Source organism: Gordonia desulfuricans NBRC 100010 (genome assembly GCF_001485495.1).
GTDB lineage: Bacteria > Actinomycetota > Actinomycetes > Mycobacteriales > Mycobacteriaceae > Gordonia > Gordonia desulfuricans.
This window is the reverse complement of record NZ_BCNF01000019.1, coordinates 20094-33879: the sequence shown is the minus strand read 5'-3', so window position 1 is coordinate 33879 and position 13786 is coordinate 20094. Positions and strand designations below refer to the sequence as shown.

Annotated in this window: 12 protein-coding genes; 9 read left to right on the top strand and 3 right to left on the bottom strand. The window is 68.7% G+C overall.

From position 1 onward, the window contains the following. Positions 1-156 precede the first annotated feature (156 nt). The gene (locus GD1_RS03090) at positions 157-1059 is read left to right on the top strand and encodes an endonuclease domain-containing protein (RefSeq protein ID WP_059035563.1); all 903 of its coding nucleotides are present in this window, start codon (positions 157-159) and stop codon (positions 1057-1059) included. Between the two features lie 108 nt (positions 1060-1167). Here the strand turns inward: GD1_RS03090 and GD1_RS03085 are convergent, their stop codons facing one another. Together GD1_RS03085 and gabT are read right to left on the bottom strand one after the other, a co-directional pair. Next, positions 1168-2637 (bottom strand): NAD-dependent succinate-semialdehyde dehydrogenase, encoded by a 1470-nt coding sequence (locus GD1_RS03085; protein ID WP_020792232.1) that lies wholly within the window; start codon positions 2635-2637, stop codon positions 1168-1170. A gap of 138 nt (positions 2638-2775) precedes the next feature. Then, entirely contained in the window at positions 2776-4152 is a 1377-nt protein-coding gene (gene gabT / locus GD1_RS03080) for a 4-aminobutyrate--2-oxoglutarate transaminase (protein ID WP_059035573.1), read from the bottom strand. A gap of 153 nt (positions 4153-4305) precedes the next feature. On the opposite strand from gabT, the gene GD1_RS03075 reads away from it, so the two are divergent. From GD1_RS03075 to ccsB, 8 genes are all read left to right on the top strand, one after another. Then, positions 4306-5823 (top strand): PucR family transcriptional regulator, encoded by a 1518-nt coding sequence (locus GD1_RS03075; protein WP_059035561.1) that lies wholly within the window; start codon positions 4306-4308, stop codon positions 5821-5823. Between the two features lie 17 nt (positions 5824-5840). Beyond that, positions 5841-6755: an SGNH/GDSL hydrolase family protein gene (locus GD1_RS03070; RefSeq protein WP_059035571.1), complete on the top strand. Its 915-nt coding sequence runs from the start codon at positions 5841-5843 to the stop codon at positions 6753-6755. Between the two features lie 357 nt (positions 6756-7112). After that, on the top strand, positions 7113-8459 hold the full coding sequence (hemL, locus tag GD1_RS03065) for a glutamate-1-semialdehyde 2,1-aminomutase (RefSeq protein WP_053776659.1): 1347 nt from the start codon (positions 7113-7115) through the stop codon (positions 8457-8459). Then, a complete protein-coding gene (locus tag GD1_RS03060) occupies positions 8459-9085 on the top strand; it encodes a histidine phosphatase family protein (RefSeq protein ID WP_053776660.1) in 627 nt (208 codons plus the stop codon). Before hemL ends, GD1_RS03060 begins: the two co-directional genes overlap by 1 nt. A gap of 9 nt (positions 9086-9094) precedes the next feature. After that, entirely contained in the window at positions 9095-9700 is a 606-nt protein-coding gene (locus tag GD1_RS03055) for a TlpA family protein disulfide reductase (RefSeq protein ID WP_020791035.1), read from the top strand. After that, positions 9697-10485, top strand: coding sequence for a cytochrome c biogenesis CcdA family protein (locus tag GD1_RS03050; RefSeq protein WP_020791028.1), 789 nt, complete (start codon positions 9697-9699; stop codon positions 10483-10485). Before GD1_RS03055 ends, GD1_RS03050 begins: the two co-directional genes overlap by 4 nt. Then, positions 10482-12182 carry a cytochrome c biogenesis protein ResB gene (resB, locus tag GD1_RS03045; protein WP_059035559.1) on the top strand — a complete coding sequence of 567 codons (1701 nt, stop codon included), beginning with the start codon at positions 10482-10484 and terminating at the stop codon, positions 12180-12182. The genes GD1_RS03050 and resB overlap by 4 nt, the downstream gene beginning before the upstream one ends. Before the next feature lie 33 nt (positions 12183-12215). Continuing rightward, positions 12216-13235, top strand: a complete 1020-nt coding sequence (gene ccsB, locus GD1_RS03040; RefSeq protein ID WP_059035557.1) for a c-type cytochrome biogenesis protein CcsB — start codon at positions 12216-12218, stop codon at positions 13233-13235. A gap of 47 nt (positions 13236-13282) precedes the next feature. Here ccsB and GD1_RS03035 read toward each other — a convergent pair whose 3' ends face one another. Continuing rightward, a complete protein-coding gene (locus GD1_RS03035) occupies positions 13283-13744 on the bottom strand; it encodes a helix-turn-helix domain-containing protein (RefSeq protein WP_059035556.1) in 462 nt (153 codons plus the stop codon). Between the last annotated feature and the right edge of the window lie 42 nt (positions 13745-13786).

The window sequence follows — 13786 nt, the reverse complement described above, 5'->3', positions numbered from 1 at the left end:
CCCGAACACGTTCACCGGGCTCTCGATCTCGTTGACCGGGCACCCGATCGCGTTGACTGGGCGCTCGATCGCGTTGACCGGGCACTCGGAGCACTGTTCTGGCACGTTCGCCGAAGTCGGTGAAACCTGACGGCGTTCCAGTGCGTCTGATCATGCATGGACAACTCCGAAACATATCCGCCGACCACGATGCCCGACGTGGTCCGGCGTCCCGACATCCTCGCCGAGGAGGCGCTCACCGCCGAGCAGTTCGCCGCCGACTTCCAACGCCTGCGCGGGCGTGGCCACATCGAGCGATCGACCCTGATGTCCGCGCGCGAACGCATCATCGCCGTCGTCGGTCAGGCAGGCGGGGTGCCCGTCGTCGCCGGGGAGGCCGCTGCGATCATGCACGGAACCCGGTGGTTCGACGACGATTTCACCATCGAACTGATCCGGGGACAGAACTGCTCGGGCCGAAGGGCCACCGGAACCGTCACGAGGCGACTCGACCTCGAACCCTCGGAAATCGTCGAGATCGACCGAACTCTGGTGACCTCGCCACTTCGGACCGCCTTCGACCTCGGCCGACAACCCAGCCGACGGCGGGCACTGGGACGTCTCGACGCTCTCGCCGCTGCGACCGCGGTCGACCTGGACGAGCTGGCCGCATTCGCCCGCGCACAGAAGCACACCCGGAACGTCCGGCAGGTCCGTGAGTTGATCCCCCACATCGACCCCAAGGCGGAATCGCCGGGGGAGAGCTGGTTACGCCTGTTCTTCTTCGACGCCGGGATGCCCAAGCCGGAGAGCCAGGTGGAGGTCTTCGACGAGTATGCGCGGCTCATCGCCCGCTTCGACCTCGCATATCCGGGCCCACGGGTGGCCATCGAATACGACGGCGAGGAGTTCCATTCCTCACCCGAGCAGAAACGACACGACGAGGTTCGCGACGCCGAGGTGGGCGTGCTCGGTTGGGTCGTGGTGCGGGTGAACAAACAGCGGATGACCACCGCACCGTACGGCGTGGTGGCCGAGACCCGGTCACTCCTGCGTAAGCGTGGCGCCTACTTCACATAGTGCGGAACGGGTTCGGGGCCTATGTCACCACGTCCGGGGGCGCCCACGTGGTGGACGCCCCCGGACGGTGGTCGGTCGGTGGTCGCGCCGTCCCGGACCCGAACTGTCTCAGCTCAAAGCAACGTATTTCACGGTCAGGTACTCCTCGATCCCCTCGGAACCGCCTTCACGACCGATACCCGACTGCTTGACGCCGCCGAAGGGCGCTGCAACATCGGAGATCACACCGCGGTTGACGCCCACCATGCCGGAGTCCAATGCGGCCGCCACGCGCAGCGACCGGTCGAGGTCACGGGTGAAGAAGTATGCGGCCAGCCCGTACTCGGTGGAATTGGCGGCCTTGATCGCCTCCTCCTCGGTCTCGAACGAGCTGATCACCGCGACCGGACCGAAGATCTCGCCCCGAGTGACCGGTGCATAGGCATCGACCTGGTCGATAACGGTCGCCGGATAGAAGTAGCCCTTGCCCTCGGGCGCCTTGCCGCCCAACCGGACTCGGCCACCATGGGCGACGGCGCTCTCCACCGCGTCGGCCACCTTGTCGCGTTGCGCCTGCGTCACCAGCGGGCCGAGCGTCACACCCTCCTCGTAGCCGGCACCCATCCGCACCGCCGACATCTTCGCGATCAGCTTCTCGGTGAACTCTTCCAGCACACCAGACTGCACCAGGAATCGGTTGGCCGCGGTGCACGCCTCGCCACCGTTGCGCATCTTGGCCATGAATGCACCCTCGACGGCCTTGTCGACGTCGGCGTCGTCGAACACCAGGAACGGTGCATTGCCACCGAGTTCCATCGACGTGCGCTGGACGCGTTCGGCCGCCTGCGCCAACAGGTTTCGGCCCACCGGCGTCGAACCGGTGAAGCTGATCTTGCGAATCCGGTCGTCGGTGATGATCGACGACGACACCTCACGGGCATTGGTCGTCGGCAGCACGGTGAGCACCCCGCCGGGCAGACCGGCCTCGGCGAACACCTCGGCGAGCGCCAGCATGGTCAGCGGGGTCTCGTGTGCCGGCTTGACCAGCATGACGTTGCCGGCGGCCAGTGCCGGCCCGATCTTGCGAGTTCCCATGGCGAGGGGGAAGTTCCACGGGGTGATCGCGAGACTCGGGCCGACGGGTGCATGCGACACCACGATCCGGCCGGTCCCCGCGGGCGAGGTGGTGTACCGGCCACCGATCCGGACCGCCTCCTCGGCGAACCAGCGCAGGAACTCGTTGCCGTAGCGCACCTCGGCGACGCTGTCGGGCAGGGCACGACCGAGTTCCAGGGTCATCAGCATCGCCAGGTCATCGGCTCGGTCGGCGACCAGTTGGTATGCGCGACGCAGGATCTCGCCGCGCTCACGGGGTGCGGTGGCCGACCACTCGCCGGCCACCGCGGTCGCGATGTCGAGTGCACGGCGGGCGTCGTCCACGGTCGCATCGGCCACCGTGGCCACCGGCTCCTCGGTGGCGGGGTTGATCACCTCGAAGGTGCCGCCGTCTGACGCGGCGACCGATTCACCTCCGATCCACAGCCCGGTGGGGACCCCGTCGAGAACGGCTTGTGGATCGAGAACGTCGGTGGAGGACATACTGGGATTCCCTTCCTCGGTGAACTTTTCGGGGATGAACTTTTCGGGGATGAACTTTTCGGGGATGAACTCGTCGGCGGTGAACTTGTCGGCGGCGGACTTGACCGCAGCGGATGATCTGGTTGAAAAGTGCTGTGGTCAGGCCAGTTTCAGGATCGCATCGCGCAGCACGCCGAGCCCCTCGCGGAGCAGGTCGTCGCCGATCACCAGCGGCGGGAGCAACCGGATGACGTTGCCGTAGGTGCCGCACGTCAGCACGATCACTCCCTGCGACGCGCACTCGGCGGCGATCGCCTTGGTGAGTGCCGCATCCGGGATCTTGGCGGCCGGATCGGTGGCGTCGACGAACTCGACGGCGATCATCGCGCCCCGGCCACGGATCTCACCGATCACCGGCTTGCCCTGCCCCGCGAGCTGATCGGCCACCGCCGACAGCTCGCCGACGGTGATCTCCTCGATATGCCGTGCCCGGGCGGGCAGATCGTGGGTCTCCATCTGCTCGATGGCCGCCAGGGCCGCCGCACACGCCACCGGATTGCCCCCGTAGGTGCCGCCGAGTCCGCCGGTGTGCACCGCATCCATCAGGCCGGCGCGACCGGTGACCGCCGACAACGGCATCCCGCCGGCGATCCCCTTGGCCATCGTGACCAGGTCCGGGACCACCCCCTCGTCGTCGGATGCGAACCATGTGCCGGTGCGGGCGAATCCGGCCTGCACCTCGTCTGCGATGAAGACCACGCCGTTCTCTCGACACCACGCGGCCAGCGTCGGCAGGAATCCCGGTGCGGGAACGATGAATCCGCCCTCGCCCTGGATCGGTTCGATCACCACCGCCGCCAGCGAGTCCGCACCGATCTGCACCGACATCGTCGAGATCACCTGTCGCGCAGCGGCCACGCCGTCGGCGCCGAAGGCGTCACGGTACGGGTAGCTCATCGGCATCCGGTACACGTCGGGTGCGAACGGGCCGAAATCGTGCTTGTACGGCATGTTCTTGGCGGTCAGCGCCATGGTCAGGTTGGTGCGGCCGTGGTAGGCGTGATCGAAACACACAACCGCGCTGCGGCCGGTCGCCAGTCGTGCGATCTTGACGGCATTCTCGACCGCCTCGGCGCCGGAGTTGAACAATGCGGTGCGCTTGTCGTGGTCGCCGGGCGTCATCGCATTGAGCTTCTCGGCGACGGCGACGTACCCCTCGTACGGCGCCACCATGAAGCAGGTGTGGATGAGGTGGCTCGCCTGGTCGGCGACGGCCGCCGAGACGGCCGGGTTGGCCGAGCCGACGGAGGTCACCGCGATACCCGAGCCGAGATCGATCAGCGAGTTGCCGTCGACGTCGACCAGCACGCCACCGTCGCCGTCGACGGCATAGGTGCCCAGGGTGGAACTGATCCCGGCCGCGACATGGGCGTTCCGGCGTTCCTGCAGTTCACGGGAGCGCGGCCCCGGCAGTTCGGTCACCAGTCGCCGCTCCTGCGGAAGTCGGTAGACGATCGGGGTGGTGGCAGTGGTCATGATCTTCACCTCGGCTCGTTCGGGTCCGGGTTCTCCTGCCCGGGCTCACCATCGAGTCTTCGCCAGACGGCGCCGATCCGCGCCTGACAACTTGTCCAGTACAAGATCGAACTCGGGACATTGTGTCCATCGGGTTGGCGGTACGGTGGGGGAGTGACCGCGACCGTCCGCTGGCTGATGGCCCAACGCAGCCTCCAACTGGTGCTGCGCGGCGGCGCCGAAGGACTCGACCGCGTACTCGATCACGCCGTCACCTCCGAACTCGTCGACGCCGCCCGGTGGCTGGTGGGCAACGAGGTGGTGCTCACCACCGGATTGCGCCTGCCCGCCGACGCCGACGGCCGCATTCGCTACCTGACCTCACTGCACGAGGTGGGGATCGCGGCGCTCGGCTTCGGGGTGGGACTCGGCCATGCGCAGATGCCCACCGAACTGATCGACACCGCCGACCGGCTGGGCCTCCCGCTGTTCGAGATCCCGTTGCCGATCCCGTTCGCGGCGATCACCCGCGCGGTCTTCGATCAGCTCGCAGCGCAGCGCTCGGCACGTCTGGTGGCGGCCGGCCGGGCGCAGCCGAGTATGACGCGGGCGGCCATCTCGGGCGGCGCCGACGCGGTGGTGCACGAGCTCGCCGACGCCGTCAGCAGCCGTGTGGTGTTGCTCGATGCGATGTACGCCGAGGTCACCGCATCCCGGCGGGTCGACGGCGACGTCGAACGCCTCCGGGCATTGGTGACCCGTGACCCGGCATCGGCGGGAGCCGTGCGTGTGGACGACGACCTCACGCTCACCGTCTCCCGGATCGGAACGGGTACAAGGACATACGGATACCTCGGGGTGCTGGGACCGTCGCTCGATGATGTCTCGCGGATGCTCATCGGACATGCGGTGTCGCTCATGGTGATCGAGTATGACAAGCCTCGTGTGGTCCGCCGCGACACCGACGGGTTGCAGGCCGACGCCCTCGCCGCGGCGATGGACGGCATCGTCGGCGTGACCGGACTCCGATTGTTGCACCGCGCGGCCGACCCCGACGGCCGCGTGCGGGCGGTGGTCTTCGTCTTCGCCGACGCCGATGCCGCCCATCGCGGTGCGCTCACCCTCGTCGACGAACTCGAACATCGTTGGCGCGCAGTCTTCGTCCACCGCGACGGGTCCGAGGTGATCGCTCTCCTGCGCGGTGACGACCCGACGCCTGTGGCCGCGGCGCTGCTCCGTGTCCTCGGAATGCGCGCTCCCGTCCGCGGGGGGATCGGCGCCCCGGTCGACCTCGCCGCCGACGGCCGGCCGCTGCCGGGCGCGATCGGCGAGTCGGTGGCCCAGGCACGGCTCGCGGCGCGGTCGGCCACCGCCGGCCGGATGGTGGATCTGGCCGGCGCGCAATCACTTCTGGAGGTGGAGCCGGTGCGCTCGATCCTCGCCGACACGCACCTGCATCGCCTCGCCCCGGTCGTCGCACACGACCGCGACCACGGCACCGACCTGCACCGCAGCCTGCTCGCCTTCCTCGAGGCCAACGGCAACTGGGGCGTCGCGGCCGCTGCACTCGGCGTGCACCGGCACACCCTGCGCAGCCGGATCGAGCGGGTCGCGGCACTGCTCGGTACCGATCTCGACGACGCCCGTGCCCGGGCCGAGTTGCTGCTCATGATGTTGGGTGCCGAGACATGATCGGCGGGGGTGGCGCCATGAGACGACTGCTGCCATTGGTCGTCGCGATGGCCACCGCATTCCTGGTCGGCGGCTGCACGACGGGGGATGGCGGTGAAAAGTTTACGACCGCAAACACATCCACCTCGGCAGCTGCCGCATCGCCGACGTCGTCCGGCGCGGCACCGCCATCGGCGCGGTATGTCAATCTCGGCGACAGCTACGCCGCGGGCACCGGTGTGACACCCCTCGTCGAGGGATCGAATCCGTTCTGTCAGAGGTCCTCCCGCAACTATGCGCAGCTGCTTGCCGAGCGGTTGCAGACGCCACTCACCGACGTCGCCTGCGCAGGCGCCCGGACCGCCGATCTCACCACCGACCAGTACTTCGGTGTCGCACCACAGCTCGATGCGCTCGGACCCGACACCGAACTGGTCACCCTGATGCTCGGCGGCAACGACGAGGACACCTTCGGCGGTGCGATCCGGGTGTGCGGTGCGGCCGCCCCGACCGACCCCACCGGTTCCCCCTGCCGCGACCAGCACGGCGACGAGTTGTCGGCGCCGATCGCCGAGACCATCGAACCCGACCTCGAACAGGGTCTGCGCGAGATCCGGTCGGCCGCGCCGCACGCACGAGTGGTGATCATCGGCTATCCGTGGATCGTCCCGGCCACACAGGGGTGCTATCCGACGGTGCGGATCGCCACCGGTGACGTGCCGTATGTGCGGGCACTGCAGGCCGACCTCAACGCCGCGGTTCGCCGTGCCGCCGAGGCCACCGGCGCCGACTTCGTGGACATGTCCACGGTGTCCGACGGGCACGACGCCTGCGCCGGGGACGACCGCTGGGTGGAACCGCAGCAGGGATCGACCGCCCGCATCACACTGCATCCCAATGCGCGGGGCCAGCAGGCGATCGCCGATCAGGTGGAGCGCACCCTGGGCCGGTAGCGGTGGCCGTCGCGATCGGGAGAGGTCGGCTCGGCGGGTGTCTTGGTGGTCGAGCCAGAACCCGTGTCGAGGCCTGGTGGGTCGAGGGTGTCGGTGAGCGGGTTGCTGGGTTCCTCGTCGGCTCGGACGGTGTGTGTGTTGGTGGTCGAGCCGGGACCGAGCCCCTGGGCGAGGACCCGTGTCGAGGCCTGGTGGGACGAGGGTGTCGGCGACCAGGTCTCCGGGGGCGCCTCGCGCGTCCGGCCGGCCCCGTCACCACGCGCCGCGATGTGCGGTCAGGACACCCTCGGACCCTCGCGCACCGCTTTGACCAGGGTGAATTGGGGCGCCCTCAAACGATTTGGAACACTGGAGCGCGTGACCAGATCCGCCGATGTCGCCGCGAAGTCCAGTGAACTCTTCCAACGGGCGCAGCACGCCATCCCCGGCGGGGTCAATTCGCCGGTCCGCGCGTTCTCCGCGGTGGGTGGCGATCCCCGGTTCATCACCTCGGCCAAGGGCTGGGAACTGACCGACGCCGACGGCAACACGTACGTCGACCTCGTCTCCTCGTGGGGGCCGATGATCCTCGGTCATGCGCATCCGGCGGTGGTGGAGGCGGTGCAGCGTGCCGCGGCCACCGGCCTGTCGTTCGGTGCGCCCACCGAGGCCGAGGTGGAACTGGCCGAGGAGATCATCGACCGCGTCGACCCCGTGCAGCGGGTCCGCCTGGTGAACTCGGGCACCGAGGCCACCATGTCGGCGATCCGTCTGGCCCGCGGTTTCACCGGCCGCCCCAAGATCATCAAGTTCTCCGGCTGCTACCACGGCCACGTCGACGCCCTGCTCGCCGACGCCGGCTCGGGTGTCGCCACCCTGGGCCTGCCGACCAGCCCCGGTGTGACCGGCGCGTCCGCGCACGACACCCTGGTCCTGCCGTACAACGACCTCAAGGCCGTCGCGAAGGCATTCGAGGAGTTCGGCGACGACATCGCCGCGGTGATCACCGAGGCGGCGGCGGGCAACATGGGCGCGGTGGCCCCGCACGACGGCTTCAACGCCGGTCTGCGGGAGCTGACCCGCCGGCACGGTGCACTGCTGATCATCGACGAGGTCATGACCGGATTCCGGGTCAGCCCGGCCGGCTGGTACGGCCTCGAGGGCGTGGGCGCCGACCTCTACACCTTCGGCAAGGTGATGAGCGGCGGCCTGCCCGCCGCGGCGTTCGGTGGTCGCGCCGACGTGATGGAGCGTCTGGCCCCGACCGGCCCGGTCTACCAGGCGGGCACGCTGTCGGGGAACCCGGTCGCCGTCGCCGCCGGCCTGGCCACGTTGCGGGCCGCCGACGCCGACGTCTACTCCCGCCTCGACGCCAACGCCGACCGCCTCGCCGACCTGTTCGGTGCGGCGCTCACCGAGGCCGGGGTGGGTCACCGGGTGCAGAAGGCGGGCAATCTGCTCAGTGTGTTCTTCACCTCCGACCCGGATGTCGTGATCGCCGATTATGCCGCGGTCAAGAACACCCAGACCTGGCGTTTCGCCCCGTTCTTCCACGCACTTCTCGACGCCGGCGTGTACGCGCCACCCAGCGCGTTCGAGGCCTGGTTTGTCTCTGCGGCGCTGGACGAGGATGCTTTCTCACGGATCGCCGACGCACTGCCCGCGGCGGCGCGCGCCGCGCGTGAGGCCACCGACCCCACGGCAACCAACCGGGAGAACTCCTGATGCACACGATCGTCCACATGATGCGACACGGTGAGGTGTACAACCCCGACGGCATCCTGTACGGCCGTCTGCCCGGCTTCCACCTGTCGGCAACCGGACGCGGACAGGCCGAGCAGGTCGGCCGCGCCCTCGCCGACCACGACATCACCGCGGTCTTCGCCTCGCCGCTGCAGCGCGCGCAGGAGACCGCCACCCCGATCGCCGGCGCCCACGATCTGCCGATCATCACCAACGAGGAACTGATCGAGGCCGACAACGTCTTCGAGGGACTCCGGGTGTCGGTCGGCGACGGTGCCCTGCGCAAGCCGCGGCACTGGCCCAAACTGCGTGACCCGTTCACCCCGTCGTGGGGCGAGCCCTACATCCAGCTGGCCCACCGCATGCTCGCCGCCGCCAACAAGGCGCGCGACGCCGCCCGCGGCCACGAAGCGGTCTGCGTCAGCCACCAGCTGCCGGTGTACACGCTGCGCCGGTTCCTCGAGGGCCAGCGCCTGTGGCACGACCCGCGTCGGCGGCAGTGCTCGCTGGCATCGCTGACCAGCCTGATCTACGACGACGACGCGCTCGTCGACATCATCTACTCGGAGCCGGCGGGCGCATCGGATCCGCTGGCCACCGGAGCCTGAGGTCGCCCGGTGGTTCGTCGTGTCGTCCTCGTGTTGTGTGCAGTGCTCGCCGCCGTCGTCGCCCTTTCCGGCTGCAGTACCGGCAACGACGCGGTCTCCCAGGGCGACACGTTCCAGTTCGTCTCTCCCGGCGGCAAGACCGTCATCACCTATGAGCCGGACGGCCGCAAGCAGATCGCGGAGGTCTCCGGCGAAGATCTGGTGACCGGACAGCCGTTGTCGATCGACGATCCGCGGTTCGCGAACAAGATCGTCGTGATCAACGTGTGGGGATCGTGGTGTGGTCCGTGCCGTGGTGAGGCCGCCGCACTCGAAGAGGTCTACGAGAAGTACAAGGCCGACGGCGTGGAGTTCCTGGGCATCAACCTGCGCGACGACCGGCAGTCGGCACAGGACTTCGTCTCCGATCGCAAGGTCGGGTTCCCGTCGATCTACGACTTCCCGGGTGCCTCCCTGGCAGCATTGACCACCCCCACCTCGGTGGTGCCGACGACGATCGTGCTCGACCGGCAGCATCGTCCGGCCGCGGTGTTCCTCAAGTCGGTGACCGCCGACGAGCTCGGCGCCGAGGTGGCCCGGGTCGTCGCCGAGACACCGGAACCGAGCGCACCGTGAACGGGATCGGACAGACCTTCGCCGACACCGTCTCCTCGGGGCCGCTGCTGCTGGCGCTCGGCGCATGCGTGGTGGCCGGGCTCGTCTCGTTCGCCTCGCCGTGTGTGGTGCCGCTGGTGCCGGGCTATCTGTCGTATCTGGCCGGGCTGGTCGGCGCGGAGGCCCCCGCGATCACCGTCGACGAGTCGCCCAAGCGTGGGCGTTCGCGGGTCGCCGTCGCCGCGGCACTGTTCGTCCTCGGCTTCACCGTGGTCTTTGTCGCGGCCACCGCCACCGTCCTCGGCATCACCTCGACGTTCATCCTGAATCATCAACTGCTGCAACGTATCGGCGGTGTGGTCACCATCCTGATGGGTTTGGTGTTCCTGGGTCTGGTCCCGATGATGCAGCACGAGTTCCGGTTCGCCCCGCGCCAGATGTCCAACATCGTCGGTGCCCCGCTGCTCGGTGGTGTCTTCGCCCTCGGCTGGACCCCGTGCCTCGGTCCGACGCTCGCCGCGGTCATCGCCACCGCGTCGGGCACCGAGGGCGCCACGGCCGCCAAGGGGGTGTTGCTGATCGTCGCCTACTGCGCCGGTCTGGGCATCCCGTTCGTCATCCTCGCGTTCTCCTCGGCGTGGGCCCTGCGCAGCCTCGGGTGGCTGCGCAACCACGCCCGCCTGATCCAGGTGTTCGGCGGCATCATGCTGATCGCCGTCGGCATCGCCCTGGTCACCGGACTGTGGGATCAGTTCATCGTGTGGGTGCGGGACGCCTTCATCACCGATCAGGAGCTCCCGGTATGACCCGTGCCGACGCCCCGGTCGCCGAGAATCCGGCCGACCCCCACCCGCCCCGCACACCGCACTGGGCCATCCGACGACTCTGGTGGCCGCTGCGCAACGTGTGGCGTTCGCTCACCTCGATGCGCACCGCGCTGGTGCTGCTGTTCCTGCTGGCCCTTGCGGCCATCCCGGGCGCCTTGCTGCCCCAGCGCACACTCAACGAGCAGAAGACGCTGACCTACATCGCCGACCACGGCTGGCTCGGCGAGTGGATGGACCGGCTGCAGCTGTTCGACGTGTTCTCCAGCGTCTGGTTCACCGCGATCTATGTGCTGCTGTTCATCTCGCTGGTGGGCTGTCTGACCCCGCGCATGATCGAGCACGCCAAGAGCCTGCGCGCCAAGCCGGTCGCCGCGCCCCGCAACCTGGGTCGGCTGCCGCGGCACCTGACCGCCACCGTCGACGGCGATCCCGAGGAGATCGGCGACCGGATCGCCGGGAACCTGCGCGGATGGCGTCGGCAGGTGGTGGTGCGCGAACCGTCCAAGGCCTACCCGGACGGCTGCGTCGAGGTGTCGGCGGAGAAGGGGTACCTGCGCGAGTTCGGCAACCTGGTCTTCCACTTCGCGTTGCTGGCACTGCTGATCGCGATCGCCGCGGGCAAGCTGTACGGCTACGAGGGCACCCGGAGCCTGGTCGCCGACGGCGAGCAGGGGCTGTGCAACACCTCGACCGCGGTGTACGACTCGTTCCGTGCCGGTGCGCTGGTCGACGGCACCGATCTCAACCCGTTCTGCATCCGGATCGACGACTTCTCGGCGACCTTCCTGCCGAGCGGCCAGCCCGACATGTACGACGCCACGGTCTCCTACGTCGACGGCACCGGCGCCGGCACGAACCCGGCGGACTGGGCGAAGACCTCGATCAAGGTCAACGAGCCGCTGCGGATCGCCGGTGACCGCGTGTACGTGCTCGGCAACGGCTTCGCCCCGACGTTCAGCGTGACCTTCCCGAACGGGGAGAAGCGCACCCAGACCGCCCTGTTCATCCCGGACGAGCTGCAGACGATGCTGTCGTCGGGTGCGGTGCGCTACGACACCCCGGCCGGCATGTACCCCGACGAGGACGTCCGCCGCAAGAACCAGATCGCGATCGAGGGGATCTTCGCGCCCGACGCCTTCTATCACGGCACCCTGCTGAGCTCGGCGTCGCCGGTGCCCGACGATCCGCAGGTCGCGATCCGCATCTACAAGGGCGACACCGGTCTCGACACCGGGCTGCCGCAGAATGCGTATTCGCTCGACCAGCAGCTGATCAACCAGGGCCGGTTGCAGCGTCAGGCGCAGGCGAACCTGGCGGTGGGCGCGAGCACCAAGCTGGCCGACGGCACGGTGGTGAGCTTCGACGGCTACAAACGCTGGGTGTCGGTGCAGGTCTCCCACGATCCGGCCCAGAACTGGGTGCTGATCAGCTCGGTCGTGATGCTCGTCGGACTGCTCGTGTCGCTGCTGGTGCGGCGCCGCCGGGTGTGGGCGCGTCTGGTGCCCGAACCGGGGCAGTCGAACACCGACGGGGAACGACGTACTGTAGTAGAGATTGCCGGGCTGGCCCGTACCGATCAGGCGGGTTGGGGCGAGGGCTTCGACGAGCAGGCCACGGCGCTGCTCGCGTCCGAGCAGAGGTCCTCGGGACCGGCGAGCCGACTGCGCAGGCTGTAGTCCCGCGCGGCGCACACAGATGAGGTGACATCGATGGACAACGTGACGGTGCAGGTCGACGAGACGCTGGCACGCTACTCCGACCTGCTCTACGGCACCGCGATGACGGTGTACGTACTCGCGATGCTCATGTTCTGGGCGGCGCTGGCCGGTGCACGGACGCGTCGCCTGGCCGCCAAGGAGGAGCTCGTCGCCGCGGGTGCGGCCGGCGGGTCCACCGTCGAGCGGGTGCCCGGCAAGGTCGCCGACGACCCACGCGCGTCACGCACCTTCTCCGACCGGATCGCCGCGATGGCCTACCCGGTGGTGTTCGTCGGTTTGGCCGCGCATGTGGCCTCCATCGTCACCCGCGGTATCGCCACCGACCGTGCCCCCTGGGGCAACATGTACGAGTTCATCTCGCTGACCTGTGCCGCCTGTGTGGTGGCGGGTCTGGTGGCCCTGCGCAAGCCGGCCAACCGTGCGCTGATGTCGTTCGTGCTGCTGCCGGTCACGCTGCTGATGTTCATCGGCGGACGCTGGCTCTACACCCAGGCCGCCCCGGTGGTGCCCGCACTGAAGTCGTACTGGCTGGCCATCCACGTCTCGATCATCTCGATCTCGTCCGGTGTGCTGCTGGTCTCCGGTGTCGCGAGCCTGCTGTATCTGGCCAAGATGCGGTGGGGTGCCGAGGCCGAGGAGAACGACCGCCCGGGTGGCGGCTTCAAGGGTGGCGTGATCCGCCTGGTGGCCCACATCCCGTCGGCGGAGTCGCTGGACCGGCTGGCCTACAAGTGTGTGGTGTTCGGTTTCCCGCTGTTCGGCCTCGGCGTCATCTGCGGCGCGATCTGGGCCGAGGCGGCCTGGGGCCGGTTCTGGGGCTGGGACCCCAAGGAGACGGTGTCGTTCATCGCGTGGGTGATCTACGCGGCGTACCTGCATGCACGGGCCACGGCGGGCTGGCGCAACACCGCGGCCGCCTGGATCAACGTGGCCGGCTTCATCGCGCTGCTGTTCAACCTGTTCATCATCAACCTGGTGGTGTCCGGGCTGCACAGCTACGCCGGGCTCTGATCGGCCGCTCCGCCCGCCGCTGCGCCGTCCCGCCGTCGACGGCGGGTTCAGGCCGCGCCGGTCCCGTTGTCGGATCGTTCGGCGGCCAGTTCGGCCTGGGTCTTGAGTACCTTGAGCAGCCCGATCATCGCCTCGATGGTGTCCGGGCACAGTGCGCCGAGGTCCACGTTGGCGAGTTGACCGCGTGTCACCGCCAGCAGTTGGACGTAGTCCTGCTGTCGGCGGACGCGGTCGATGTCCTGCTCGGGATTGCTGAGGAAATAGGTGACGCTCACCTCGAAGGCGCGTGCGATGCCCTCGACGGTGCGGAACGACGGCGTGCGGGCCTTGCCCGTACGCAACTGGGAGATGTAGGCGTCGCTGACCGAATAGCCGAGCGCATTGGCCTTGGCCGCGATGCGCTTACCGGTGTACGGCTGACCGTTGTGGTCGCGGACGGTGTCGAACAGCCGACACAGCTTGTCCGAGAAACTGTGGCCGTTACCGCCAAGTCCGTCGTCGCCGTCCACGCTTCCTCACTCGTCGCCCCCGCTTCACGAGTATCTGAGGTT

Coding starts and splice junctions, on each gene's coding strand:
- GD1_RS03070 (WP_059035571.1), top strand. CDS start 5,841: ATGAGACGACTGCTGCCATTGGTCGTCGCGATGGCCACCGCATTCCTG.
- resB (WP_059035559.1), top strand. CDS start 10,482: ATGACCCGTGCCGACGCCCCGGTCGCCGAGAATCCGGCCGACCCCCAC.
- GD1_RS03060 (WP_053776660.1), top strand. CDS start 8,459: ATGCACACGATCGTCCACATGATGCGACACGGTGAGGTGTACAACCCC.
- ccsB (WP_059035557.1), top strand. CDS start 12,216: ATGGACAACGTGACGGTGCAGGTCGACGAGACGCTGGCACGCTACTCC.
- gabT (WP_059035573.1), bottom strand. CDS start 4,152: ATGACCACTGCCACCACCCCGATCGTCTACCGACTTCCGCAGGAGCGG.
- GD1_RS03085 (WP_020792232.1), bottom strand. CDS start 2,637: ATGTCCTCCACCGACGTTCTCGATCCACAAGCCGTTCTCGACGGGGTC.
- GD1_RS03090 (WP_059035563.1), top strand. CDS start 157: ATGGACAACTCCGAAACATATCCGCCGACCACGATGCCCGACGTGGTC.